The sequence below is a fragment of the Singulisphaera sp. GP187 genome (assembly GCF_900129635.1).
Classification (GTDB): domain Bacteria; phylum Planctomycetota; class Planctomycetia; order Isosphaerales; family Isosphaeraceae; genus Singulisphaera.
In genome coordinates this window covers 1,603,313-1,629,146 of sequence record NZ_FSRB01000001.1, presented here as the reverse complement: position 1 = coordinate 1,629,146, position 25,834 = coordinate 1,603,313, and the positions used below count along the sequence as shown (strand labels likewise).

Genomic DNA, 25,834 nt, shown 5'->3' with positions numbered 1-25,834 from the left:
ATTCCGACTTGTAGATTCAATAGGGCTCCAAAAAAAACGTCGGCGTCTCTGTCAGTTTTTGGCAAATTGTTTGGGCCTTACACCGAACAATTTCCCCTGACACAGGACGCCGACCCATGGAACTTACACCCTCCTTCCTCCTCTTGCTACAGCAATTCACACCCGTCTTCACCAATCCCTCCTTCCACACCTTCACCTTGATCGCCTCCGGCTGGATCCTCTCGAATCGCCACCGCTATATTACCGAACTCATCTTCTCCAGCGGCCAGGTTGGCATCGGACATTGGTCACGCTTCCATCGCTTCTTCAGCCATGCCGCTTGGGACCTCGATCACTTCTCGATGTCCCTGGCCAAGCTTGTCGTCTCCATCCTCGCACCGGGCGCCACTTTTTACTGGGCCGTCGACGACACCCTCTGCCGAAAACGCGGACTCACCCTCTACGGCGCCGGCATGCACTACGACCCACTCATCTCCAGTCGAGCCAAAGCTCTCGTCAGTTGGGGACACGACTGGGTCGTCCTCTGCCTGATCGTCGTCCACCCGTTCTGGGCACCGACCAAAGTCTTTGCCTTGCCCATCGCCATGCGGCTCTATGTCAACCGCCAAGGCTTAACCAAGGGCAAAAAGAACCAGAAAAAGAAAAAGGCAAAGCCCGATCCCAATCATCGCACCCGCCCCGAACTCGCGATGGAATTGATCCACTTGGCGGCGGACTGGTTCCCCGACGACGAGATCGTCATCACCGGCGACAGCGCCTATGGGGGCCAGAGCATCCTCGGCCAACTTCCGCCCACGGTCCATCTCATTAGCCATGTCCATCCCAAGGGGGCCCTCTATGAGCCAGCGCCTCCCAAGGAGGAGAAATCCAAAGGGGCGCCCCGCAAGAAAGGCCAGCGCCTCCCCGGCATGAAGGAGTGGGCCGAGGATGCGAATCAACCCTGGACCCCACACGACTTTGACCAGTTCGGGCTCCATGCCAGCTTGGCGGTCAAGACGATCCAGGCCCTCTACTACAAGGCCGGCAAGGACCGACTCCTGACGATCGTCTTGGTGCGTGACCTCCAGGGGAAACGTCCCGATCAGATGTTCTACTGCACCAAGCTCGATTGGACCGTCCCGCAGATTCTCTCGGCCTACTCGTACCGTTGGGCAATCGAATGTACTTTTGAAAATACCAAGCAACTTCTCGGCCTCGAGGATCCCGCCAATCGCCTCCCCAAGGCCATCGAGCGAACCGCGCCGATGGCGTTGTTTCTCTACAGCTTGGTGGTGGTTTGGTTCCACCAGACCGGTCATCGATTTCTTCGTTTTCCGGTCCGCCCGTGGTATCCGAAGAAGCAAGAGGCCTCGTTTGCCGACCTGCTGACGACCTTGAGGCGGGTCAGCTATGAGGAGAAAACCGAGGGAGCGCTATCCAACCGGTATGACCTAAAAGCCTGGATTGCGCAGCTCACCGAGTTTCTCAGCCGCGCGGGCTGAGCCGACATCGGCCGGAGATTTCGGCCCTCACTCGCACTTGATCAAGGGGTCGCCGGGGTCGATAACAGGCCTCGGGCCGCTCCCGATCCGTCCCTGTTTATGCGAAACTTGAACTAAGGCCACCAAATGATTGAGTGGAGCGACGCACCGCATCGAAATCGAAGACTCGATTCATCTCGATGAGTCGCCCCATGCACGGGCCAAGCCTCGGAGAGTTGGCCCGTGCAGTTTCGTGCTTTCTAACCTCACCAGCAGCCCACCGCCGGAATCGCTTTAGAGTGCGAGTCCCGTGGTCTCCGGATGCCCGAACATCAGGTTGAAGTTCTGGACGGCGACACCGGACGCGCCTTTGAGCAGGTTATCGAGACAGGCCAGGACCACGACCTTGCCTCGCACCACTCGTACGGTGATATCACAATAATTGGTGAACGCCGAATCCTTGGTCGCGGGAAGGTGGCTCACGACCCGGACGAACGGGCTTTGCTCGTAGAACGACCGATAGAGGTCGAGCAGGTCGTGCTCGACGACTGGCCCTCGGGGGGTCGCGTAGATCGTGGCGAAGATACCGCGATCCATCGGGACCAGGTGCGGGGTGAAGATGACTTCGACCGGATCACCCTGGGCGCGGCCGACATCGCTGAGGACCTGGTCGATCTCGGGTGTGTGGCGGTGCTTGCCGACGCTGTAGGCGGAAAAACTCTCGTTGCATTCGGGTAATGGGTGGACAACTTCGGCGACCGGCCCGCGCCCGAGACTCCGCTCTTGGCGTCGATCACGATCCCGGTCCGCTCAACGAGGTTCTCACGAATCAGAGGCGCCAGCGCCAGAATACTCGTCGAGGTATAACAGCCCGGGTTGGCGATCAGACCGGCCGGTGGGATCGACGCGCGATAGAGTTCGGGGAGCCCGTACACGGCCTCTTTCAGACCGGCGGAATCGGTGTGGGGGTGGCCGTACCAATCGGCATAGACTTGCGCATCGGTCAGCCGATAATCCGCGCTCAGGTCGATGACCCGGACGTCGCGCTCACGGAGCGACGCGACGACCGCCATGCTCGCCGTGTGCGGCAGCGCGAGAAAGGCCACGCGAGCGCGTTCCGCCAGCCGATCCGCATCGAACGGCTCGCAGGCAAGGTCGATCCGACCCGCCAGGCTCGGGTGCAGCGCATCGACCCGGGGCGACTCGTCCTGGCGCGAGGTCGCCACCCGGATCTCCGCGCCCGGGTGATTCAAAAGAATGCGGATTAGTTCCCGCGACGCATATCCCGAGGCACCGACAATCGCCACGCCCGTCTTCATGAGTGACCCTTCGTTCGTTTCACAATTCGAGAAGTGAGAAAATAAATCAGAAAAAGGACCGCCCAGGCGATCGTCGAGACGATCAGGCCGATTCGCACATCCCGGGCCTCGTAGTTCATCCGCAACGTCCAGCGCCCCGAGTCGGGTGTCTCCACCACCTGCCAGCCCACGTCGTCTTTCGCCGTGAAGATCGGCCTGATGGGCGCGTCTCGCTCCCCCTCGGGGCCGACCCAGCGGGCACGCCACTGCGGGTCGGCCAGTTGCGAGACGATCACGACCGCGGGCCCGGCCACGTCGATGGTGAGATTGACCTGCGTTGGGCTCACTCGTTCGGCCGGTAGAGGAGTGGCGTCACGAAGCGTGTGAAAAACTTGCTCCGTCTGACTCGTGCGGGATTTTAGGATCTCCGCTTTTCGCTCGGTCGTCAAGGGGATGAGCCAGGCAACCGCCGGCGCGTGCCGGGGACGCAAGAGCGAAAAGTGAGTGGCGCGCGGGCCTTGCTGGGCGACCCAGGCGTCGGAGTAGAGCCAGCCGGCGAGCGTGGCATCCTGCACGGTCTCCTGGACGTCCCATCCCGGCAGGCTGAGGGAAGAGTTCTGCCATTGGCGCGTCTCGAACGGGTCGAGGATCCGCGTGGAGACACCGCTGATCCGCAACGCCTCGGCGATCGCTGGGTCCCGCCCGGGAAGTCCCAGGGGCGAGACCGCCACACCGGTCAGTTCCGCCATGCAGGGCAGGTCGAGCGTGCGGTACGCGAGGATCGGCGCCGCGCCGGCGACCATCGGCATGTTCCGTAGCGTGTCGGCCGTTCGACTCCCCGGCCGTTTCGTAGCGAGGTTTGCAAGCACGGGACTCTGGTCCACCAAGGGTCGGATCGGTCCCAGGTCCGTCAAGCGATGACGCCCCGCAAGACAAAGATCGAGCGCGGTCAAACCGACAAGCGCCGTTGCGAAAAACCGCGTTCGCCCCGCAAACGGAGCGATCGCAAGTAACGCAACGACGAGGATCGATGACACCCCCAGTTCCTGGCGATAGATCGAAAACCGTTGTTTTTCAAACGTACGATCCGAGGCGCTCCGCCAAGGTCGGTTCTGCCGCGCGAGCGTCGCCTGGATCCGAAGATCGTCCTGCGGCGTTCGGGCGAGCCTCCTCATCGTTTCCAGGGAGGAGGAAGTCGCGGCAGGTCGACCGAGTGGATCGTCGCCCCCTTCTCGTGCGAAGACACGGGCCACCGAGAACGAGTTCAGTGTCCGACTGACCGTCGCGGCGATTCCCGAACCTCCTGCTGGCTGCGTGGGACTCGCCAGCGCAAGTTCCAGCACCAGCAGCACCAACAAGGGGGCCACCACGGCCATGCCGGCAAACCCGGCGAGAGTCATCCGAGTGCGACGCCACCCTTGCCAAAGATCGAACCCTTTTCCCGCCAACAGGGAGAGTGCCAGTCCGGTCGCCAGCGACCAGCGCGCCGACGCCCGAAAGAACGAGAAGCCGGGGACTCGGATCAAGAGCCGAAAACCTGGCACGTAAGGACCAAAGCTCAGGAGGGCCGTCACGAGCACCAGCAAGGCCAAGGCCCTGGCCGCCGGATCGCGGCGAAAGCCACGGAGGATCGCCACCAAGGCGAGATAAAGCGGGACAAGCCCGATGTAGCCGAGATACTCCTCCGGCGACGTATGAAACGGATCCCAGGCAAGCGGACGCCAGAGCGGGGAGCGATGAAAGAGCCCCGGCGCCACAAAACTCACCAGGTGAAGCGGCGTGGCGGAAAACCCGGAGAGATACTCGAAGTCGCGCGCGGCCGCGGCAAGATGCGCCAGGCGGGCGGTCGGAATCACCTGGAGCGCCGCCAAGGGGGCAACCGCCAGCAATGCGACCGCGACTGTCAGAGGCCCCTGCCAGGCCCTCGGACCTCGGGAAACCCCGGCCAGCGTGAGCACGATCACGCCGACCTCCGTGTAGAAGGCCAACTGGAAATGGCCAGGAAGAATCTGCAAGGTCAGAACGAGGGCCAGGACGAACGGGGTGCGCCAGGTCCCTTGGCCCCGGACTATGAGCCAGGCGAGCCCCCAGGCCCAGGGCATCCAGGCGCCAACGGTGTACCCCCACTGGTGCGGCAGATGGATGAGGAAGAACCCCGACGAGCACCAGGCGAACCCGGCGAAAGCCGACCCGACGGGCGACGCGCCGAACCGACGCGCGGCCCAGTATGTTCCCAGGCCGCCAAACAAGGTGTGAAAGACCAGGCTCGCGGTGTACGCCGCTTCGAGCGGGAAGAGTCCGTAGAGCACCCAGTGGGGCGGGTAGTAGACCCCCATCTGGCTCTCCGCCAGACCGGGAAAGCCGTACCCCCAACGGTCGTTCCAGACCGGGAGCCGGGCGGATCGAATGGCATCCCGAAGCACGGCCATCAGCCCAAGCGAAAACTGGGTGACATCCCCCCCAACCGGCATCTGCCCGCCGAACCCGATCGGCCAAAGCCAGGCGGCAATCCCGAGGCAGAGCAAGCCGACTGCGATCGTCGTGGTCCGTCCGGTTTCCGACAGTCGAAACTTCACTCGGCGCTCCCGAACAACGTCATGATTGGAACGAACGACACGAATCTGGGCATCTCTTTGGTCGATTTCGCTCAAGTCTGAAGGAAAAACTTACAATCAGGACGGACACTTTTACACAGACAGCCGTCCGAACAATGACCCTACGATCCTTTACAAAGATCCAACCCATGAGCCAATCATAGCTTGCAACTTTCTCCCATTCTTTCAATCGGGAGAACCGTCAAATTTGGCATGGCAGGTGCAATCACATCTCTCTCGTTGTGGCCAGTCAACTTCGGCTTTCCAGTTTCTGAAGTTCCTCAGGGAGGAGTGAGCCATGTTGGTACTGAGCAGGAAGCTCGGTCAACGGGTCAAGGTGGGGCAGGACGTCCGGATCACGATCGTGAAGATCGATCGTAACTCGGTCCGGATCGGCATCGAAGCCCCCAACGACGTGACCGTCTACCGCGAAGAAATCGTCCCGCTCGAGCTGGATCTCGCATTCGACTTCGACCTTGACCTCGATGAAGATCAAGAGCCGGCGCATGAACACGAGCCATCGCTGAACGCGGACGTGGCCTGACGCAAAACCAATGTCCGGCGCACTCTCCTACGCCGTTACAGCTTGCAAGCGTCGCTCCACCAAGTCATTTTTTTTTCGAGAGTCTGGTACTGGCCCGTCGATCCCGAGTTGGGGTCAAGTAGGTTGGAGTCCCCGTGTCGTTTCCGGTATCGTGGTGATTCTCGCGAATTCCACGAGATCGAGATTCAACAAGACCGAGCGGACGAACCGATGCGGGTCGTGGTAGCCCCCGATAAATTTAAAGGTAGCCTGTCCGCCCTCGCGGCCGCCCGAGCGATGGCACGCGGGATCGCTAAGGCATGCCCTCAGGCGTTGATCGACCCTGTCCCCATGGCCGATGGCGGCGAAGGGACCGTGGATGCCCTTGTGGAGGCAACCCACGGGTCGTTTCGTGAGGCCGTGGTCACGGGCCCACTCGGTTCCCCCGTCACGGCACGGTTCGGATTACTCGGTGATGGATCCACGGCCGTCGTTGAGATGGCCTCGGCTTCGGGCCTGGTCCTCATCCCGCGCGATTCGCGCGACCCGTTGCGAAGCTCAACCCGAGGAACCGGCGAGCTGATCCTCGCCGCAGTCGCCGCCGGCGCCCGGCGAATCATTGTGGGCATCGGCGGGAGCGCAACCAACGACGGCGGCGCTGGGCTCGCCCAGGCCATCGGTTATCGCCTGCTCGATGCGGCGAATCGCGAGATCGAATCCGGCGGCGGCTCGTTGAACCGTCTCGAGCGGATCGATGCCAGCCTGCGCAATCGAAAGCTCGACGACGTCGAAATCGCAGTCGCTTGCGACGTGGACAATCCCCTCTGCGGCCCCCACGGTGCCTCCGCCATCTACGGCCCTCAGAAAGGGGCCGACGCGGACATGGTTGCGGTTTTGGATCAAAACCTCGGCCACTTCGCGCGGATCATCGAACGCGACTTGCATTGCTCGATCCGCGACCTCCCGGGCGCAGGCGCGGCCGGCGGCTTGGGGGGCGGGCTCGTCGCCTTCACCGCGGGGAAGCTGGAGCCCGGGATCGCGCTCGTGATTCGCGCGGTGGGACTCGAAGCCCGACTCAAAGAGGCCGACCTCTGCCTGACCGGCGAGGGGGCCATCGATGCCTCGAGCGCCTTCGGCAAAACGGCGGTCGGGGTGGCGCGGCTGGCGCGATCGCTGGGCTGCCCCACGATCGCCCTGGCGGGCTCGATCGGGCCAGGAGCCGAGGCGGTCCTCGATCAAGGCATCGACGCCTACTTCAGCCTCTGTCCTGCCCCGATCGCGCTCGACGATGCGATCGCCCAAGGCGAACCCCTCCTCGAGCGGGCCGCCGAACAGGCGATGCGGGCGTTCCTCGCCGGTCGGAGACGTGCCACGTGACCGATCCGCTCAACCCGGCCCCTCCGACCGGGGAATTCTCCCTGATCGACTGGATTCGTCGCCGGTCAGGAGTCGGCCGAACCACGGTTCTCGGCATCGGCGACGACTGCGCCATCCTGCGGCCCTCACCGGACGCGAACTGGCTCGTCACGACCGACATGCTGATGGACGGGCGGCACTTTCGCCTCGACCACGACGGCCCGGAGGCTGTCGGGTTCAAGGCGCTCGGCGTGAACCTGTCCGACATCGCGGCGATGGCGGGCGTCCCGGTCGCGGCAGTCGTGGCGGTCGCCTTGCCCAAGGCCCACGCGGTCGCGCTCGCGCAAGGGATCCATTCCGGAATGGCCCCGTTGGCCGAACGCTATGGAGTCGACCTCGTCGGCGGCGACACGAATGCCTGGGACGGACCGCTCGTCATCAGCATCACGGTCCTCGGCGAGACCACCGCAAAAGGCGCGGTGCGACGATCCGGGGCGATCCCGGGGGACGCGATCGTCGTGACCGGACCACTCGGCGGCAGCCTCCAGTCGGGAAGGCACCTCCGTCCTCAGCCCAGGCTCCTCGAAGCGTTGGCGCTCCACCAGGCCGTTCCGCTGCACGCGATGATCGACATCTCCGACGGCCTCGCGTCCGACCTCGGACATATTCTCGAGGAGAGTGGCGGCCTGGGAGCGATCCTCGACGCCGACGCGATCCCAATCCACCCTGACGCGGTGAATCAAAGCCTCGACGATGGACGCTCACCACTCGACCATGCGCTCAACGATGGAGAGGACTTTGAACTTTGCGTCGTGGTCGCTCCCGAAGACGCGACTCGACTCATCAACGCTCCTCCGAGCCCGGCCACCATCCACCGCGTCGGTCAAATCCGGGCCGAACCGGGACTTTGGCTCCGCACCCGGGATGGCCAGCTCATCGCGATCGATGCCCGAGGGTTTGACCACCTCCAACAATAAAATGGATAACGCGATTGGCGGATCGAGCCAACTTCTCAACAGCGATGATTGTTTCCATGAACATCGAACGTACCGCCCAAGGTTTGACGATCCAGCTCGCATCCGAGCAGGACACCGACCAGCTCGGCCGTGCGCTGGCGGAGGTGGTCAGCCCCGGGGTGGTGATCGGCCTGGTCGGACCGCTCGGCGCGGGCAAAACGCGTTTCACGCGTGCGCTGGCCGAAGCGCTCGACGTCGACCCGACATGCATCGCCAGCCCCACCTTCGTGTTGATCCACGAATACGAAGGGCGGATCCCGGTCTATCACTTCGATGCCTACCGACTGCCGGACGCGGACGAGTTCGAAAATCTGGGAGTTTCGGACTATTTCGCGGGAGACGGAGTTTGCCTGGTCGAGTGGGCCGATCTCGTCCTCGATCGACTCCCGTTGAATGCCTGGATGATCCGGATTGAGCCGACCGGCCCAGAACAGCGAACCGCTCACGTCTGGATTCCCGACAATTCCAAAATTATTGATCGAATCGCGAGATTTCTCACCGAGGACTGAAAGGTTCGCTTCCTCCCCCCCCCTTTATTTTGAGACTGTAGCAAGGATACCGGGATCTCATTTCCCACGCTCTGCGTGGGAACGAGTTTCTCCCGCGAATTTCGGCCTCCGGGGCAGACAGACGGCCCGGTTTCCTCGCGACAGACTCTTTTTTTTCGGTTATTTCACGGTCATGTGAGTCTCACGGTTGTTCTTGTCGACGGGCAGCTCATCACACACTTCGGCCGGGAAGCATTCCGTCAACTTGTGCTGATACTGTTGTGCCACCTCGCGATATCGCCCCGAGAGCGCCTCGAGTTGCTCGTCTGTCAATGTTTCGATATTCACGAGCTCGTTGCGGGCACGATTGACCCCCATGATCAGCTCGTCGAGCTTCAAGTGGATCGCTTTCGACTCCCGATTCTGGGCTCCTTGAATGAGAAAGACCATCAAAAAGGTCACAATCGTCGTGCCTGTGTTGATGATGAGCTGCCAGTTTTCGGAATAATGGAAGAATGGGCCAGAAGCTGCCCATACAATGACGACTCCAAACGCGGTGAGGAATGCCCACCGCCCCCCCGTGATCCGGATCGTCCAGCCCGACACGCGCGTAAACAGGTCATGGCGAGAGTTCGGAGTCGGCGTGTTGGTCAAAGTCGCGGTCACCGGCGCTTGCCTCTCACTGTCTTTCATCGACTCGACCCCAAGGTTCGCAGAGAACCGCTGATTGAATGAGCCTGGGGGGATATGATCCACTCGGGGCAAATAGGATGCCAAATGGACGACGCCTCGCTTTCCTTTGACGTAGATGCGGTCATCCTCGGTGCCGGGGCTGCCGGCTTGATCGCCGCGATTCGCGCGGCCGAGCTGGGGCGGCGGATTCTCTTGCTCGAGAAGAATCGCCGCCCCGGTGTGAAAATCCTGATGTCGGGAGGGACGCGCTGCAACATCACCAATGCGCGTGGCGTGAGAAACTTGCAGGTGATCTCCGGGCCGATCGATCCGGCCTATGATCCGCATGAGGCCCGCGGCGCCCAGAGCATTCAGCAGGCGTTTGGAGCGGGGGGGCGATTCCTCGGTCCTTCGCTCCGGGCCCTGAGTGTCGAGCGGACGATCGCACTCTTCGAGAGTGAGGGGATCGCCACCAAGGTCGAGGGAAACGGCAAAGTCTTTCCCGTCTCCGATCGGGCGGCCGACGTCTTGCACGCCCTGCTTCAACGACTCGGGCGATCGCCCGCGGTGGTTCGCTGTGACAGCCCCGCGCTCGGGGTCGAGTCGTTGGGCGAGGGCTTTGCTATTCGGCTCGCGGATTCGACCGTCACCGCGCGCCGGGTGATCTTGGCGGTGGGCGGCCAGTCGTTTCCCGGTTGCGGCACCACCGGCGACGGCTATGCCATCGCACGTCGCTTCGGCCATACCATCGTCGAGCCGAAGCCAGCGCTCGTCCCGATTCGAGTGACCGATCGCTGGGTCCCCGAGTTGAAAGGGATCACGATCCCCGACGCCCTCGCAAGAATCCAAGGGCCTACCGGTCCGGTCTTGCTCGAGCGTAGAGAAGCGGTCCTGTTCGCCCACTTCGGCCTGACGGGTCCGGCCATCCTTGATGTGAGCCGCGCGGTCGCACGGCATCAGGGTCCCGAGGTCCTCGACCTCGTTCTCGACTTCCTGCCCGCCGATAAACGTGACGCCCTCGACCAGCAGCTTCAGTCGGTCTGCCGCGCGGGACGCCGCCAGGTGGTCGGACTCCTCCCACCCGCAATCCCGCGCCGACTGGCAGAGGCGATCCTGGCCGCGACCGGGATCGCAGCCGACCGAATGGGTCCCGACTTATCGCGCGACGAGCGGCACCGCTTGTTGACCGGTTTAAAGGGCCTGCGTTTACCAGTCGCGGGAACACTCGGATTCGCCAAGGCAGAGGTCACTTCCGGCGGTGTCGCTCTCGACGAAGTCGAGGCCGATACCCTGGAAAGCAAGCTCTGTCCCGGACTCCATTTCGCCGGCGAGGTCCTCGACATCGACGGCCTGATCGGCGGCTACAACTTCCAGGCGGCCTGGAGCACCGGCTGGCTCGCGGGGAGTTCCGTTTAGAGCGGTTTTCCTTTGCATTGCGCACAGCGGAGGAAAATGGGGACCGGCTCCCGGCCCCTGAGCCCTTGAATCTCGCCGAACGCTTTGGAGGCCGGGTGCTTGTCCCCTGGTATGTAGGTTTAATCTGAGAGAGAACTCTTCTCTCCCAGTCCTCCGGACTACTCTACGGTTTTGGGACCTTCCCGTTCCGATCCCGTGGAGGTGTCCGTATGACCACTGCAACCCCGCGAAGAACCCGCCGTCCCCATCGCCTCACCTCGGTCGCCAAGCCCTCCGGGGTCCTTCATCCCAGGGGCCTCAAGGTCGGCCCGGAGCACTTCGGCATCGTCGCCTTCGATTGTGCCAAGGCCCGCTCCAAGGGGATGCTCGCCGACTTCTACGGCCGCATCCTTGTCCCTCCCACCACCGTCGAACACTCCCGTCTGGGGTTCGAGAACGCCATCGCCGCGCTCCGCCAAGCGATCACCACTCACGACCTTCGCGACGTCATCATCGCCATCGAGCAAACCGGCGTCTATCACCGGCCCATCCAGCGCGCCTTCACCGCCGCCGGGTTCGAGACCCGGATCGTCCATCCCCTGACCAGCAAGCAATTCCGCCTCCCCGCCGATCCCCAGAACAAGACCGACGACACCGACCTGAACGCCATCCATCGCGCCGCCGTCAACGGCTTCGGGTTGATCGAACCAAAGCGAAACAGAACATATCAAGAATTGCAACTTATTGAACGGCATCGTCGCGATCTCGTGCGGAAGAACGCCACGCTCCGCAATCAGATCCATGTCGAGCTCGACGCCCTGCTGCCCGGCCTCTCCGCGGCGGTCGGCAACCTCTTCGACCACGAACCCGCCCGCGTGATCGCCCGACAAGTCGGCTCGGCCCAGGAGATCCGGGCCCTCGGCCTGGAGGGATTGGCAGCGATCCTCAAGGCCCAGTCGGTGCGTTATCAACGCCGCAGCCTGACGCGGATCCTGGCCTGGGCCGAGCAGACTCACAATGGAACTGAACTTTCAGGTGTTCACCATAAAATCTTCACGATCCTGGATGATGAGCGTCTCGCCCGGCTGCGGACGATCCGGTCCCTGGAACGCGACCTGGCGGCGCAGTTGGTGCAGACTCCCTACGTGCTCCTGATGAGCATCCCCGGGATCAACGTGGTCAGCGCCGCCGAGTTCGCCGGCGAGATGGGGCCGATCGAGAACTACCCCAGCGACCGGGCGATCACGGGCCGCGCGGGACTGTTCCCGGCACGCGACCAGAGCGACACGGTCGATCGCTGCAACGGTCCCTTGGTCCATCAGGCCAATCACGCCTTGCGGTACGCGATCCTTCAGATCGCGGACAACCTGCTGCAGTGCAACTCGTATTTCCGAGGGTTGTACGCCGGCTGGAACCAGGCGGGCGTGAATCGCCGTCTCATGTGCGTGCGGGCCGCGAAGCGGTTCTGCCGAATCGCCTACCGGATGGTGGCCGGAAGGCAGGTGTTCCGCCATCCGAGCTGTCGCGAAAGGCATTATATTATTGAGAAATTGAGCACGTTTTATGTTGAACATGAAACAGCAATGGATCAGGTCCTGCGCGACCTGGGCGCCGCCGCGGGGTGGATCCCGCTCGCCGAGCGCGGCGCGGAAGCCGTGCCGCTGAAGGCCGCGATGACCCAGGTTCCGAGCCGACGCCGATCCGGGCCGTATCGGCTGGGTGAGATCCTTCCCGAAGTGTTGCTCAGACTGGGGGTGCCGATGGTAGAATCGCAGTCGAAGGGGGAGGCCGACCTCACGTGACCGCGAGGGCCAAGGGAGCCGAACAACGCCTTCTGTCCCCGTGGCTGTTTGAAAGCCTTGGCAATAAAGCGTGGCGCTCTGTCGGATCACCGAACGCCTGATACGGCAGCGTGGGGTCGCTCCCCTGATGAACCAGTATGGCGAAGCGTGATCAGTACGCACGGCAGAGGTGGTCCCTTGACCCAGCGGTTGCCTGGTCAAATGTCTCCTGCAACCTCGCCATTCGGCGAGGCCGATGAAGGTACGCGCTCAGCTCCCCGTCTCAAAACCAGTATGGCAGTCTTTTTCCGTGCGCCAGCCGGTCGGGAACCGCTCTAGCCAGAATCGCGCGGCGACGAGCGCCCAGCCTTGCGAGGAGTCCTCGGGAGCATGGACCTGGAGAAAGTAGGATTCAAGCGGACGCCGGACAGGCCTCGTTCGGTTCCGGCACCCGTGAATGGTTCCACGCCCTGTGGGAACACCGCCGTGTCGGTCGCCTCACCGTGGGCAAGACCAGGCTGAATCACTTCACCATCGACCCTGTGCTGTTTCGCGCCCAGGGTGATGGCGAGTCAACGAACCGTAAAACTCGTTGAGAGAGTGCAGGTCGATCCGGGTTCTTAAGACGTGCCAAGCAACAGGCAGCCAAGGAACATGGCGACCTGCTTCAATCAGGTCGCCATGGTGGGACGGGCCGGCGAGTCGAATCGAATCGAGTCCCGTGAGGAACCTGGTCAATTCCAACTCACTTCGACGCCGCTGCGGATTTGACGTCGAAGTCTTGCTGGCCTCCCTCCGGGGGAACCTCGCGTTCGAATGTCCCTTCGATCTGCCCTTTGTCCTTCTTCTTACCGGAACGACCTGCAGCATCGGTCGCGGAAAGCTGGGCCATATACGGGTCGTCCCAATAGTGTTCGGCACTCCGTTTGCTGTGGGGGGGGGCGATCCGAGCAACGGCAAGCCGGCAACCCGGGGAACTCCCCCTCAGAGCGTTTCACACGACCCTGTGGGGCGGGCGGGGGACCTGCGGCCCCAGTGGGCACGAGCTTTCGGCTTTGCTGGGGGAGGGACAGGGAGCTCACGCTCCCCACTTGCCTTTCGCACAAGCGAAACCAGCCACCAGGCCAGCGCATGCTCGCCTCCCAGGCGAGCGGGGAGCGTGAGCTCCCTGTCTTCCTGAAGCGAGGAAGCCTGGCCGACACGGCCGCCCCGCAGAGGCGTGCGGGACGTTCTCGGTGACCTGGGGCGAGCCGACGACTCGGGTGAACTACAAACCACCGCGCAGCAGCGAACACCGCGGACTTGGGAGTCGAGCCGCGGGCACTACGTCTCTTCAGATTTTAATTTACTAATATGGTCCAAGAGTTCCTCAAGGCTCGCCCAGCCTGCGAAGTACAGACAGATCATCTCGTAAGACCGGAGCGTCGGCTTGCGGCCCGTCCACAGGCTGATCAGCAGACACGCGATGATCGCGCAGTACGCCTGGATCTCGATCCCCTTGGGATGCGTACTCAGCAGGTGGCGACAGCCGAGCACGTGCTTGAAAAATCTAAAGAAGAGTTCAATTGTCCACCTGTGTCGGTAGATGTCAGCGATCACCTCGGCGGGAACATCCAGGAGGTTCGTGGCGATCCGCAGCACGCCGTCGCTGGGAGGACCGGCCGTGCCCCCTTTGCGGCCCCCACGCTTGGTGTGGGGCGTCGTTTTCACCAGAATCACCCGCACCCGATGGGCCGGCCGCTCGTCGGGCTTCTTGGCGGCGCCGAGGTCCACGATGAAGTCGCGGAGGACGTCGGCAGCCGCGGCTGTCGCCGAGACCGGGCGCTCTTCGATGACCGCATTGAGGTTGCTGTTGTCGCGGATGCGGCAAACATAGCTGCTCCCCGCGGCCACGATGTCGTTCCAGAGGGTGAACTGGGCATACCAACGGTCCAGGACGTAGCAGTGGTCGGACTGCAAGGCGGCGCGGAGTCGGTTCTTCTCGTCGTTATGGCCACTGTTGGCAGCGGCGCTGACCTCGATCCGGGTGGGGACGTGGCGGTCGATGGCGAAGTGGGTGTGGAGTCGCCAGCCGCTGTGAGAGCCGCCGTTCTTGTCGTTCATGAAGGCGGCCTCGGCGATGGTCTTGAGCGTCTTGACCACGCTGCCATCGACGGCCGTCAGGGCATGGGCGAGGTGGCCGCCGCGCACGTCGCGGACGGGCTTCACTTCGGCGGCGAGGGACTCGATGATGCCGCGCAGCCGCTCGGGTTCGAAGACCTCGACGGCCTCGGAGAGCGACCCCAACGAGGCCCGGGCGCAGCCGAGCTTGCGCTGCACGTTGTTGAGTGTGCTCGCCTGTTGCAAGGAGCGCAAGGAACGGAGGACTGGGTTGAAGAGGAAGAGTAAGACGAGCATGCAATACTGATCGTAATGCAGGCTGCGATTACCGGACCTGTCGCGTTGGCAGCCGACATCGTGGAGTTGGTCGAGCAGCGGCAGTAACCGCTCGACGTACTTCAACCCCTGGAAATCTCGGGGTTTCAGAGGTTTTGCTGAGCGTTTTGCCATTCCCAAGGCCCTGCCAAAATGACGGCAAGATGCACTTGAGTGGAGAAGGCGCAAATTCTGTGCCGAAAGTCCTTGCGAAATCCCCGTTTTCGGCCCTTGAGGGCAAGATTGGCCTGGGTGGAGATGTCGCAAATTTCGTGCCGAACACTATTGGGGTCGTCCTTGAAATCCGCACTCAGATTGGCGGCGGCAACCTCCATCTTCGTCACAGACACATGATATTTCCCCGGGACGAGCCCGAAGCGTCCCTTCGTCGAGACCATGTAGTTCCCTGACTCACCCGTGATATCCTCACCGGGCTGGCCGTCTTTATTGGACGGATCGGGGTGGAACGCGATCACGGCTCCCTCGAGCGGCTTCCCATCAAGCGTCACGGTGCCTTTGACCGAAACGAGCCTGGGCCCCGACCCCCCACAGCCCGCGATCAGGCCCGCGACCATCGCTGCGGCCACGGTGCAGTGTCTTATCTTCATCATCACACAACCTAATGATTGATTGGGGACAGGAAGCACTAGACAACCACCCCCGTCGATTCCAGAGGTGGTTGTCTGTTGCGCCAACAGTGAGAAATGAAGCTCCGTCAGGAAATTCGCTCAGTAGGAGTCTGAGCTGACCACTTCACCGTTGTGAGACGTCTGGATCGAAAACCATGTGACGGGATTGATCGACGTCTTGATAAAGCGGACGCTTCCATCGGCGAAACCTGCATTGATGCCACCCGAGTGCGTGCTCCCGATCGACCAGGCATAACCGAGCCTCCGGGGATTGACCGCCAGTTGCGCGAGCGTCGCAGACCCGTTGGGCATCGTCGACGTCCAGTTCGTCGAGTAGGCGATCGTATTCCCTGGGTTCGAGTCGTAAACGATCGCGTGCGTGGACGTCCAGAGCCCCTGTCCCCAATATCCGCCGTACTGGACCGCAGTCTTCTCGAGCCGGGACTCAAGAATCAGGCAGGTATTACTCGTACCATCCTTGATGCTTGCCAGCGAGGTCGACCAGTCGCTCCCTGAGAAGATTGCTTCCTGAGCCGGTCGACCTCCGTATGTTGCCTGCATGTAACCAGGATTGTAGGCATCATACCAGCGGGTGCAAGGCAACAGATAGCTACAACGCGCGGCATTATTACCCGGGTAAGGCCCAGGCGTGTTGGGCGCGTTCGTGTAGGGTGTCGGCGTCATGTCGGATGGACAAAGGAACGTGGCGACCACGCTGCATGTGGTCGTGGTGTTCGCCAGGTAGGCCGTGGCACCACCGACCGGAGTCATGTTCGGCGCCTGATTGATTGCCGAGCACGAAGGAACCGAGAAGTTGTAAGCGTTCAGGAGGGACGTCTGCTCCATCGAGCCCAAAATCATCGTAAACGCGGTGGTATTCAGCACCCGGCCGACCGCCGCGGGGTCGTTGGCCGGAACGCCTGTGACGCCCGCGGAATAGATCTTCGCTGGCGGAAAGCCGCCGTTGGCGCTCTCTTAATTCATCATCGCCAAGCCCATTTGCTTCAAATTGTTGACGCACTGTGATCGGCGAGCCGCTTCGCGAGCGGCCTGAACGGCCGGCAACAACAGAGCGATCAAGACCGCGATGATCGCGATCACGACCAAGAGTTCAATCAGCGTGAATCCTCGACGCAAGCGCATAGCAAAACATCCTTCAAAAAAAAGAGAAATGTGAAGAATGCAGAAATGTGCCGACTGTCAAATCGAACCGTCGTCGAACCCGACTCGCCAATCAAGAGGATTGACACCCGACGACCAGAGCGGCCTGGGGAAGATTGTCGCCCGACGACTGAGGCACCAACGTATTTAGGCTACGGCCAACTCTAATCGTTTCAATGGCACCGTCGTGATAAGTCTAAATCAATCCTCCCACATTGCAATGCAAAATATTCCAAATTCCACAATGTTTGCAATCGACAAATACGCATCGCCCGAGCGAGCCAAAAATGACCCGACTCCACCAAAAAGACCCGCCTTCCCGCGGGTAGAGTCCCGTTCGCTCAACCTTTTCCACGCCATCAATGACCATTACCCCACAAATGCAACTCTTATTATCACCAAGCCTGACCCTTGAAAATCAGGCCTTTGCCGCAAACACGCTTGCACTTAACCCACGTCCTATCCCAGAATTTCTCGTGGGCGGCGGGCACGAGAAATTCTCAAAGGATTCAGCACCGAACAGTCTCCTCACGGGAGCCAAGGCGACCTCATCGCACAGACAAGCGTGGCTGCCAACAAGTACCTAAGCATGCAATCAAGGAGGCAGGATTGTAGAGGAGAGGGAGGCGGAGGATCATCACGAAAGGGCGGCGAGACCTCGAACGCATCGACGGTGAACTCCAACCGACTCGCCCTCCGCCCTTCCTCCCTCTCTCCCTTGGCCCGATTTCATCAAGAGTCTCGGACTCATACTCCTTACGGATGAGTCGACGGCGAGGCCTCCTCGGCTTTGGCTTCTTCCGTCCCCGATTCCGCAGCTTTCGCTTTGGGTGTCGCGAGATCCGCAACCGGGGACACGAGATTAAAATCGAAGGTTCCCCCAGAAGTGTCGACCCGGGCCGAAAGCTTGGTCTGCTTCAGGTCGGAGTACTCAGGCGGCAACTTCTCCACGGCGGACACCATTGTGGACGACGGTTGCATTGAGGAGCGGACTCCAAGTCCTTGCGGCTCGCCTTCAGGCGAGACCAGGTAGCTCACCGAAACCTTATAGTCCCCCGGCAAAATCCCTTTGTGCCCAGCCGATTCCACCACGTACTGGCCCTCCGCATTTGTCTCTCCCACACTGGACATCCCCGAGGAGGTCATAAAGGCCACGACCGCCTTGGCCAGAGGCTTGCCATCGAGAGTGACAACCCCTTTGGCTGGCACCAGTTTGGCGGGATCAACCTCCCACGGGCTCTGGCTCGGTTCAGAGCTCGAACATCCCAGGACGAAGGCGACTCCGCAGACCCAGGCGAGCCGGCGGCGCAACGGTTTGATCAAAGTCATGAGCAGGATATCCCCTTCCCAGCGACGAAAGTCACGTGACGCGAACGTTTGCAAAACTGGATGACGGCTCGAATTCCAATCGAAATGCATGAGCGGGCCGATTCATCGACGTGATTCTTCGCCATCTGCTCAAGCCAACGATAACAATGGATCACGATTGGCTTGAGCCAGCCCAGGCGAACGCAATTCTCCAACCAGGCTAAGCCCCGTTCCAGAGAATTCCGACAGAATTGTGGCACTCGGAAACGCATTCGCTTGAAACGTCGAGGGAGTTCTCAAGCCCGTCCGAACCGAAGCGCCCCCCTGGAGTTAAGTTCCGCCGACTTACACAGCCAGTAGCCATGACGACGAGGCTTACCGCCGTTTACTGTCGGTTTGGGCCTTCGATGCGAACATCCCCCCTTGCCAGCCCCAGAGAGGCGACCGTTTTTTCACTGGGCGCGAGCCTCTAAAACCAAATAAACCACAAATGTTTGCGTTTCGATCACTAAACACCGCCGCTGGTTGCACTGACGCGGATGACGTCGAGAACTCCCCTGGGCTTGCAAGGGAATTGCACGAGAGCTCGCAAGTCGTTTCGTGGTCATCACCATAAAAATTATTCCTAGTGCTCGGCAGTTGGCGCGCGAATCCGAGTAAGGAACGCTGCCTGAAAAGGAAGTTTACGGCCTGAACGGGTAGATCGGGGGACCTGGCGGTCTTGAGCGACCTCCGTCGAATTCAGACGCGCGCACCAACTGCCGAGAGTTTACAAAGAAACGGGAGGGGCACCCTTCACCTCTGGCTTACCTCGATCAGAGAAGAGTGTCAGTGCATCGGCTCTCGTAACGGCTCTTCGGACCGAAGCGCGGCGCTCTCCCGGCCAGCGAGCGCCAACACGTCATCGACGGACCACTGGTCGTACACATACACGCCGTATTTACACGCGAGGACACGGCCGTCAGTCGCGATCAGGAACTCGGCCGGCAGGCCGAACCGCCCCCCGTGCGGGTTGACCGTGGGAATCGGTTGCCGTTTGCGAACGACCGCCATGAAGCTGCGATAGATCCCCCGCAAGATGGGGAGCCAGGCGCGGGGATCGAGCAGGGCGCGGGTACCCGATTCGACGCCGAACTCGACGTAAAGCCGTTTGTCCGGGTCGGCGATGACGTCGAACGGGAGGTCGGACGCGTGAGCCGACAGTTCCTCGGCGGTCGAGTGGAACACGACCACCTCGCGAATGCCCGCCGCCACCAGTTCTGAATGCCGCCGCGCCACCGACCGCAAGTGCAGGTCGCACACCGGGCAGCCCGCGAACCGGCGGAACTGGAGGTGGACTCGTTGGTCGTCGGGAATCTGGACCGTTCCGCCCGAGATCGTTACCATCCGATGGTCGCTGACCACATCACCAGGCCGGAATCGACTTGAGGAGGGGAGAAGTGACACGGCTTGCCCCTTTCGGCCGTAGGAGTACTTTGTACGCCTAAAGTGTAGGTCCCATGCTCAGTGAGGTCAAGTCATGCCCCGCCCACGGTCGCTCACCCTCCCCGGGATCGCCGCCGCCGCGTTGGGGGTGATCGACCGCGACGGGCTCGCGGCTCTGACCATGCGGGCGGTTGCCGGCGCGCTCGGGACCGGCACGATGTCGTTGTACCGCTACGTCGATGACCGCGAGCAGCTCGAACGGCTGGTGGTCGATCTCGTCCTCCTTGGCGTCGATCTCGAACTGCCCCCCGGCGACCCGTGGGACAAGGGGGTGGTCGTGCTGGCCGAACGGGTCCGCGCCGCGATCGGGGCGCACGCCTCGGTCGTGCCGCTGCTGCTGGCCCACCGCCACGCCGCCGAGGGATCACTTCGGTTCGGTGAGGCGATGCTCGGCCTCCTCTCCGATGGCGGGTTTACCGGTGAAAACCGGGTCATCGCCTTCCGCACCCTGCTGAGCTACGTGCTCGGCGTATTGCAGTACCAGTACTTAGCACTCCCCGGGGCGGGCACGACGGTACTGGCGCAATTGCCGCAAGCCGAGTATCAACTCTTGGCCGAGACGGCCCGCGATGCACAGCGGATCGCACCGGACGAGGAATTCCGCCGGGGCTTGGAAGTCGTCCTGCGGGGGCTTCGTGCAGGAGGTTCTCACTGCTGATGGACACGTTAAAGTTACAGGTCCGTTTCGGCATAATATAAACACTCCAAAACCACAAGAAGATTTGCTTATTAAATCTGATCCGAGAGATCCTCCCGTGGCTCGGATTGACGGTGGCCGGAACGGTGTCGACCTTGATTAAAGCGTACGGGTTCAGGTCCGAACAATCCGTTCCGTCAAGGCGTTCGAGCACTCCACCGGGCACGGGCGCGATGAACCCCTTGCTTGGCGTCCTCGAAGTCTTGTCGGTCGTTGAATGGCACCTGTCCGTAGACATCGGCGGTTGCCTTGGAATCGACAGAAGAATCCCCCCCCTGCCCTTGAGGAGATCGCCGTGCGACCGCCCGAGATGAAACCACCGAGTTCCAAGGACGTCGAAGTGTTTCTCACTTCACTCGAGCACCCGTTGAAGCCGGAGCTTCTCGCCGTCGGTGAGATCATCCTCAGCGCTTGCCCCAGCATCATTGAGGGTATCAAGTGGAACGCGCCGAGCTTCCGCACGTCCGAATGGTTCGCCACGTTCCATCTCCGCGGGAAGACTGGTCTGCGGGTGATCCTCCACCTGGGCGCAAAGGTGAGGGGCGGACCTGACATCGCGTTCGATGACCCGCTCTTGGTCTGGCTCGGCAAAGACCGAGCGTCGGTCAGCTTCCAGGATGCGGGAGATGTCGCCGCAAAGCGGGACGCCTTCGCGGAGCTGATCCGCCGATGGATCAAGCTCGTTTAGCGCGGCTCCATGTCGGGTAGGTGTTCCAGCAGCTCAGAGCACGAGGAATGCCTGGTCAACGCTTCGACAACAACAGGAAGAGGCGAAGGCCAGACCTCGTCGAAGGTCGCCTCGCCGTCCAACCGGGGAGCGAAGGCCAACCGCTCGGAGGGCGGCTCGAATCGCGTGGTGATGCCCGGTCGATTCCCCCGAGCGTCAATCCGATACCAGCCAGTTCCCGGCAAGTGGACGGCGTTGAGCCCGTGCAGACAAAAGGGCGGCCCGGTGTCGTCGATGCTCAGACGCTGGTAGCAGAACCCCGCCGGTATCGCATTCGCCCTCAGCAACGCCGCCAGGAGATGACTCTTGGCATAGCAAAACCCCGTCCGGTGGTGAAGGACTTGAGAAGCCAAGCAGGTCACCGGGTCCAATCGGTAATCGCCGCTGTGCTTGATCTCGTCCCGCACCCAATCGAAACAGCTCCGGGCCACCGCGATTGGATCCTCCCGCCCGTCGGCCAACGCCTTGGCGAGGGCGAAGACTTCCCAGCTCTCCCAATCAACGATCGGGGTCGCTTCGAGATACTCGTGCACGATTTGGCCTCGGTCGGCTTCAGTGAGGGGCGTCAATCTCGTGGATGAGCTTTTTCAGGAAGGTGATCCGTTCACGAAGCTCGTTGGCCTTGGCCTGTTCAGGCCTCGTGTCCCGCAACGCGCTCTCCACCAGCTCGACTTCCAGTTTCAGGCGCCCGAGCACCCACGGGTAGAGCCGGGTCAACTGCCCCGCGTCGACCGCGGCCTTCCGTAACTCCTTTGCCTGGGCGTGGTCCGCGTCAGTGGCTTTGGCCGGAAGCCGGTATTCGAGTAACCGGTCAACCGCCTGGATCGACCGGCCGATCTCGGCAGGGTCGTCCGAGGATGCGACCAGGCCGATGAGTGCCACGGTGACGACGAGACTGGTCATGGGTATATGCCTCCGTGAGGGGGATCTCGCCTGGATCTTTACCAGCAGACCACCGGTTCGAATCCGGCCGTCCCAAGTTGCGGGAGAACAATTTCTCGAAGAAGATATCAAGGTGACCGTGGTTCACGACCGGTTCCCGTGGCGGAGCCTGTGCGTTCAACTGCAAGGGACAAAGTCAGACTCCCGAGATGCGTGCCCCCCCTCCCCCACTCGCTGAGCGCATTTTAACCCTCCTGGCAGGCGTCTTGATTCTCAAAGTCACGATGAGCATCGTATCGAATTATCACAACTACTTCCCACCCAATTTCACATCGGACTTCTTGCGTGGTCGCGAACGCCACTTCTTCGGCGTTTATCAATGGGCGTTCTGCACGCACATTCTGTCCGGACCCGTCTCACTGATCTTGGGGCTGTTTCTGGTCGGTGAACGGACTCGAACCTGTTTTCCGAAATGGCATCGATCGCTCGGCCGACTTCAAGTCGCGTGCGTCTTGTTGCTGGTGACGCCCAGCGGACTTTGGATGGCCGCTCATGCCGCGGGGGGCCCGGTCGCAGCGGGTGGGTTGGCAACTTTGGCAATCGCGACCGCGATCTGCGTCTCACTCGGCGCACGGTCGGCGGTGAAGCGCCGGTTTGCGGATCATCGCCGTTGGATGTGGCGTTGTTATCTTTTATTAGCCTCGGCCGTCGTGCTCAGGTTGATCGGCGGATTGGCAACGGTCACGGGAGTGGTCGCTCCATGGGTCGATCCCCTGGCGACCTGGGTGAGTTGGCTCGTGCCACTCACGGCTTTCGAGTTACGCGAGTGGACAAGGCGAAAAGCAGGTTTTCTCGAGTCCGATCGGCCACGAGCCCGAGCGACACACGGTCGGCGGGATACGTCGGTTCCTTGAGCTCAAGGCGGTCACTTCGCCCGCAGTGACGACCACCGCAACTGGGCACCAGGCCTGAGTGGGATGGTTACCGCTCGTTGGCGACGTCATCGTCGTTGCCAGAAATCGACATTAACGCTCGACGTACCGTGGCCGGAGTGTTGGCTTTCAGAAACGCCACGTGATTATCGACAAAGCATGCGTGCATGCCTCCCGAGTGATGGAGTTGGCTGGTCGGCCCAAGACTCAACACCAACGACTCGTCCGCATCCACCGGAGCCATCCAGAAGACGGCATTCTCCGCACCGGCTTCGATCGCCATGAGGGTCGACGCGTGAGCGTCCGTGATCTCCGCCAGGCGTCGAGACTCCCTGGGAAGAAAGCAGCCATTGGGAGCGGCGATCGCCAGGTAAGTCGTCCGGTTCTGTGGCCCGACCGCCTCGGGGCAACGAAAAACGGGAAGGTAGGTCTCAAGCGCCTTGACGTTGGCCGGGGCGTTCCAGGGTTTCGAGAGGTCAATTGTCTGGTACAGCGGTGCTTGCTCCAGATAGGGCAGGATCAAGGTGCGCCAACCGTGCAATGGTCTGCCGTTCGCGTCCACGGTGCATGCAGGTGGCAAGGCCTTGTATGCTTGTTCATAGCTTTGCAAAGCCAGCGCGATTTGCCGCAGGTTGTTGGCGCATTGGCTACGGCGTGCAGCAGGACGTGCGCTCCGAGTGGCCGGTATGAGAAGCGCGATCAGAAACGCAAGGATGCCCACGACCACGAGAAGCTCAACGAGAGTGAATCCTCGCACCAAGCTCAGCTCGGGGATGGGGGCGTTGAACTCTCGGTCGTTCTTTCGAGGCTTTCGCATGGTGAGACTCCTGCCAAGTTGTCGGGTCACTCGGGTGGGTCGTCTCTCCATGTTCCGTCAGAAGCAAAAGACAATCCAGTACTCGAGTGGGAGGAACGCTGATGAGCCTGGCGACAATTCAGTCGATTGAGGAGCGGCTTGGAACGCTCGAGGCGGCCAACGCCCAGTTGCGAATGGAATGTCGGCGGTGGCGCCACAGCGGGCTCGTTGCGCTGGCCGGGGTCAGTCTGCTGGCCATGGGGGCCGCGGCGGCCAAGGCCTGGCCCACGATCGAGGCCAATGCGTTCGTGCTCCGAGACGCAGAGGGACACGCACGGGGGACTTTCGCGATCCGCCCCGATGGTACCCCCGGCCTTACGCTCTTCGATCGGCAGGGCCAGACACGCCTCTCCCTCGACCTGGCTCCGAACCATGCGCCTGGGGTAAACCTCTACGGCCAAGAGGGAGCGCTGCGGGCGGCCATCGCGATCCGCCCGGATGGCACCCCAGGCATCGGCCTGTTCGACAGGCTGCGACGACCACGACTCGCGTTGGATCTCGGAATGGACGACGCCGCGGGTGTCAACGTCTACGGCGAGGGGGGAGTGCTCCGCGCGGCACTTGCCGTGCGAGCTGACGGCTCCCCGGGACTCGGTCTCTTCGATCGCCAAGGCAAGGTGGTCCAGTCGCTCGACCTCTGGCCCGACGCGAAACCCGCTCAGCCGCAACCCGGACTCCCATAAGTGAGCCCGGTCGATTCAGGGCTGATTGGGTAACCAAGGTTTGTGCATGAACACGTTGCGCCCCGTGCCGAATTCGCGATAGTGCGCGGGTTTGAAATCTTTGGTCGTACGGGTGGAATTGGCTCGAGCAGCCGGTCTCGGTTGGGAAACGACTCCCGGCCGATCGAATCGCCGGACCACCCCGGCGTTGGCTCCGCTCCGAGCCGTCGCCAACGAGTCGCCACGCCAAGTCGACTTCGGAGCAGGTTGCGCTGAGACGGGGGGCGTGTAGACATTCGGGCTGTAGCCACTCCAACCGTAACCGGGCGCATAGCCGTTCCAGCCCGGCGCGTATCCACCACCACGTTGATACTCAACGGTTTGCGCATCGGTCCTTGATGAGCCAATCCCCGTCAAAACATTCAGCGCCACGAGAGCAGCAAGGCCACTCACTTTTTGCAGTAATTGCATATCGATAGTCTCGCCTCTATCAACCTGTAAGCCTTGTCCTCCGGCCCGTACCGAGCTGCGAGAGCCCCATAATCAAAACCCATGCCTCGCAGAAAATGACGAGACGAGATCGTCCAGAAAATCGACGCAAGCTATTGATCTTGAGTACAATAGCTCAATCGATTGGCCATTGCGGGCACAATCAAATCAACGAGCAATGATTCGATAGAATGTTTGTTCCGGTCGACCGGCGATCAGCTTGGATGCCAATCGACCACGCCGTCTGACCCGAAATCGCCAGCGAGCCATTCCAGGAGTGGGGCGCATGGTCGTGCCCGTCGGAACCAAGCCCGCGCCAATGCTCAAGCCAGGTCCTGAGCCCCGCGGCGTGGAACAGGTTCGAACCGATCAGAATTCAACAAGACAAATCCATGCAGAGGACGGCGATTACCCGTCCTTGCGATCGGTCAGGGGGTGTAACCACTTGTAGAAGGCGCGATCGGAGAGGATTCCGGAAACGCCTCGGACCGGGTCAAACCAGAGATGTTCCCGGTTGTACTGGAACGAACGCGGGACGATTTGCCCGGTGTCATCGACGGCGAAACAGCCGACCAGGTCGCTCGCCGAGGGATCCAGGCTGTATTCGCCGGGGGTCCTTGGGTCGAGGAGATAGATCCAGTCGCTGATTCGGCTCGCCGCCTCCCGGATGATTTCGGGTGAATGAATGGCGTTCTCGTTCATGTACTGAACGAACACCTCGATGAAGGTGGGATTGACCTGGAACGTCTCGAGATCGAATGCGCCACCACTCGAAGGGGTGAACTGACCGATGACCGAACGCGAGTCGATCCCCCGACTTCCCGCGAGGATTACATCGAGGAAACAGATGAGGTGATGATGAACGCCATCGGTTTCCACCTCAAATACATTGAGGAGGGGAAGTTCGGTCTTGGACATTCGAATCGACTCGAGTCTCGACAAGAAAAAAGAGGCGCCTCGTCAGGGATCAACGAGGCGGTATCCCGTGCGTTTGGATCGATAAGACAT

23 protein-coding genes and 2 pseudogenes are annotated in these 25,834 nt (G+C 61.6%); 11 read left to right on the top strand and 14 right to left on the bottom strand.

Annotated features, from left to right (window positions below):
* Positions 1–116 precede the first annotated feature (116 nt).
* The gene (locus BUS42_RS06415; protein WP_074304624.1) at positions 117–1,481 is read left to right on the top strand and encodes an IS701 family transposase; all 1,365 of its coding nucleotides are present in this window, start codon (positions 117–119) and stop codon (positions 1,479–1,481) included.
* A gap of 273 nt (positions 1,482–1,754) precedes the next feature.
* On the opposite strand, the pseudogene argC reads toward BUS42_RS06415, so the two are convergent.
* Positions 1,755–2,779: pseudogene (argC, locus tag BUS42_RS46330) on the bottom strand (N-acetyl-gamma-glutamyl-phosphate reductase).
* Positions 2,776–5,334, bottom strand: a complete 2,559-nt coding sequence (locus BUS42_RS06405) for a hypothetical protein (protein WP_074306207.1) — start codon at positions 5,332–5,334, stop codon at positions 2,776–2,778. Before BUS42_RS06405 ends, argC begins: the two are co-directional and overlap by 4 nt.
* A 316-nt stretch (positions 5,335–5,650) precedes the next feature.
* On the opposite strand from BUS42_RS06405, the gene BUS42_RS06400 reads away from it, so the two are divergent.
* The 4 genes from BUS42_RS06400 (at position 5,651) to tsaE (ending at position 8,756) form a co-directional block, all read left to right on the top strand.
* A complete protein-coding gene (locus BUS42_RS06400; protein ID WP_074306206.1) occupies positions 5,651–5,896 on the top strand; it encodes a carbon storage regulator in 246 nt (81 codons plus the stop codon).
* 210 nt (positions 5,897–6,106) lie between these two features.
* A complete protein-coding gene (locus tag BUS42_RS06395) occupies positions 6,107–7,252 on the top strand; it encodes a glycerate kinase (protein ID WP_074310765.1) in 1,146 nt (381 codons plus the stop codon).
* Positions 7,249–8,208, top strand: a complete 960-nt coding sequence (thiL, locus tag BUS42_RS06390) for a thiamine-phosphate kinase (protein ID WP_074306205.1) — start codon at positions 7,249–7,251, stop codon at positions 8,206–8,208. The genes BUS42_RS06395 and thiL overlap by 4 nt, the downstream gene beginning before the upstream one ends.
* A 56-nt stretch (positions 8,209–8,264) precedes the next feature.
* Entirely contained in the window at positions 8,265–8,756 is a 492-nt protein-coding gene (gene tsaE, locus BUS42_RS06385) for a tRNA (adenosine(37)-N6)-threonylcarbamoyltransferase complex ATPase subunit type 1 TsaE (RefSeq protein WP_074306204.1), read from the top strand.
* 159 nt (positions 8,757–8,915) lie between these two features.
* On the opposite strand, the gene BUS42_RS06380 is transcribed toward tsaE, so the two are convergent.
* The gene (locus BUS42_RS06380) at positions 8,916–9,428 is read right to left on the bottom strand and encodes a low affinity iron permease family protein (RefSeq protein WP_074310763.1); all 513 of its coding nucleotides are present in this window, start codon (positions 9,426–9,428) and stop codon (positions 8,916–8,918) included.
* 84 nt (positions 9,429–9,512) lie between these two features.
* On the opposite strand from BUS42_RS06380, the gene BUS42_RS06375 reads away from it, so the two are divergent.
* Positions 9,513–10,823, top strand: coding sequence for a BaiN/RdsA family NAD(P)/FAD-dependent oxidoreductase (locus BUS42_RS06375; protein ID WP_074306203.1), 1,311 nt, complete (start codon positions 9,513–9,515; stop codon positions 10,821–10,823).
* Positions 10,824–11,032: 209 nt separating this feature from the next.
* Complete coding sequence (locus tag BUS42_RS06370) at positions 11,033–12,604, top strand: IS110 family transposase (protein ID WP_074306202.1); 1,572 nt, start codon at positions 11,033–11,035, stop codon at positions 12,602–12,604.
* Between the two features lie 724 nt (positions 12,605–13,328).
* On the opposite strand, the gene BUS42_RS43520 is transcribed toward BUS42_RS06370, so the two are convergent.
* The 6 genes and pseudogenes from BUS42_RS43520 to BUS42_RS06345 form a co-directional block, all read right to left on the bottom strand.
* Positions 13,329–13,475: a hypothetical protein gene (locus BUS42_RS43520; protein ID WP_159452175.1), complete on the bottom strand. Its 147-nt coding sequence runs from the start codon at positions 13,473–13,475 to the stop codon at positions 13,329–13,331.
* Between the two features lie 431 nt (positions 13,476–13,906).
* Positions 13,907–15,133: an IS4 family transposase gene (locus BUS42_RS06365; protein ID WP_074305559.1), complete on the bottom strand. Its 1,227-nt coding sequence runs from the start codon at positions 15,131–15,133 to the stop codon at positions 13,907–13,909.
* The gene (locus tag BUS42_RS06360) at positions 15,106–15,645 is read right to left on the bottom strand and encodes a carboxypeptidase-like regulatory domain-containing protein (RefSeq protein ID WP_143206255.1); all 540 of its coding nucleotides are present in this window, start codon (positions 15,643–15,645) and stop codon (positions 15,106–15,108) included. The genes BUS42_RS06365 and BUS42_RS06360 overlap by 28 nt, the downstream gene beginning before the upstream one ends.
* An 81-nt stretch (positions 15,646–15,726) precedes the next feature.
* Positions 15,727–16,770, bottom strand: a pseudogene (locus BUS42_RS06355) (DUF1559 domain-containing protein).
* Between the two features lie 774 nt (positions 16,771–17,544).
* Complete coding sequence (locus BUS42_RS06350) at positions 17,545–18,117, bottom strand: carboxypeptidase-like regulatory domain-containing protein (protein ID WP_143206254.1); 573 nt, start codon at positions 18,115–18,117, stop codon at positions 17,545–17,547.
* Positions 18,118–18,924: 807 nt separating this feature from the next.
* Positions 18,925–19,482: a peroxiredoxin-like family protein gene (locus BUS42_RS06345; protein WP_074310761.1), complete on the bottom strand. Its 558-nt coding sequence runs from the start codon at positions 19,480–19,482 to the stop codon at positions 18,925–18,927.
* A 133-nt stretch (positions 19,483–19,615) separates the two neighbouring features.
* On the opposite strand from BUS42_RS06345, the gene BUS42_RS06340 reads away from it, so the two are divergent.
* Both BUS42_RS06340 and BUS42_RS06335 read left to right on the top strand, forming a co-directional pair.
* Positions 19,616–20,239 carry a TetR/AcrR family transcriptional regulator gene (locus BUS42_RS06340; RefSeq protein ID WP_074306199.1) on the top strand — a complete coding sequence of 208 codons (624 nt, stop codon included), beginning with the start codon at positions 19,616–19,618 and terminating at the stop codon, positions 20,237–20,239.
* Positions 20,240–20,573: 334 nt separating this feature from the next.
* Positions 20,574–20,966 carry a DUF1801 domain-containing protein gene (locus BUS42_RS06335; RefSeq protein ID WP_216821012.1) on the top strand — a complete coding sequence of 131 codons (393 nt, stop codon included), beginning with the start codon at positions 20,574–20,576 and terminating at the stop codon, positions 20,964–20,966.
* Here the strand turns inward: BUS42_RS06335 and BUS42_RS06330 are convergent.
* Both BUS42_RS06330 and BUS42_RS06325 read right to left on the bottom strand, forming a co-directional pair.
* Positions 20,963–21,538 (bottom strand): transglutaminase-like domain-containing protein, encoded by a 576-nt coding sequence (locus tag BUS42_RS06330; RefSeq protein WP_074310759.1) that lies wholly within the window; start codon positions 21,536–21,538, stop codon positions 20,963–20,965. The two genes, BUS42_RS06335 and BUS42_RS06330, sit on opposite strands and share 4 nt — an antisense overlap.
* 19 nt (positions 21,539–21,557) lie before the next feature.
* Entirely contained in the window at positions 21,558–21,908 is a 351-nt protein-coding gene (locus BUS42_RS06325; RefSeq protein ID WP_074306197.1) for a hypothetical protein, read from the bottom strand.
* A gap of 188 nt (positions 21,909–22,096) precedes the next feature.
* Between BUS42_RS06325 and BUS42_RS46325 the strand changes: the two genes are divergently transcribed.
* Positions 22,097–22,801 carry a DUF2306 domain-containing protein gene (locus BUS42_RS46325; RefSeq protein WP_083670078.1) on the top strand — a complete coding sequence of 235 codons (705 nt, stop codon included), beginning with the start codon at positions 22,097–22,099 and terminating at the stop codon, positions 22,799–22,801.
* Positions 22,802–22,868: 67 nt separating this feature from the next.
* On the opposite strand, the gene BUS42_RS06315 is transcribed toward BUS42_RS46325, so the two are convergent.
* Positions 22,869–23,636: a DUF1559 family PulG-like putative transporter gene (locus tag BUS42_RS06315; RefSeq protein WP_074306195.1), complete on the bottom strand. Its 768-nt coding sequence runs from the start codon at positions 23,634–23,636 to the stop codon at positions 22,869–22,871.
* Positions 23,637–23,737: 101 nt separating this feature from the next.
* On the opposite strand from BUS42_RS06315, the gene BUS42_RS06310 reads away from it, so the two are divergent.
* A complete protein-coding gene (locus BUS42_RS06310; protein ID WP_074306194.1) occupies positions 23,738–24,358 on the top strand; it encodes a hypothetical protein in 621 nt (206 codons plus the stop codon).
* Between the two features lie 15 nt (positions 24,359–24,373).
* Here the strand turns inward: BUS42_RS06310 and BUS42_RS06305 are convergent, their stop codons facing one another.
* Positions 24,374–24,808, bottom strand: coding sequence for a hypothetical protein (locus BUS42_RS06305; protein WP_074306193.1), 435 nt, complete (start codon positions 24,806–24,808; stop codon positions 24,374–24,376).
* A 426-nt stretch (positions 24,809–25,234) separates the two neighbouring features.
* On the bottom strand, positions 25,235–25,744 hold the full coding sequence (locus BUS42_RS06300; protein WP_074306192.1) for a hypothetical protein: 510 nt from the start codon (positions 25,742–25,744) through the stop codon (positions 25,235–25,237).
* Positions 25,745–25,834: the final 90 nt, after the last annotated feature.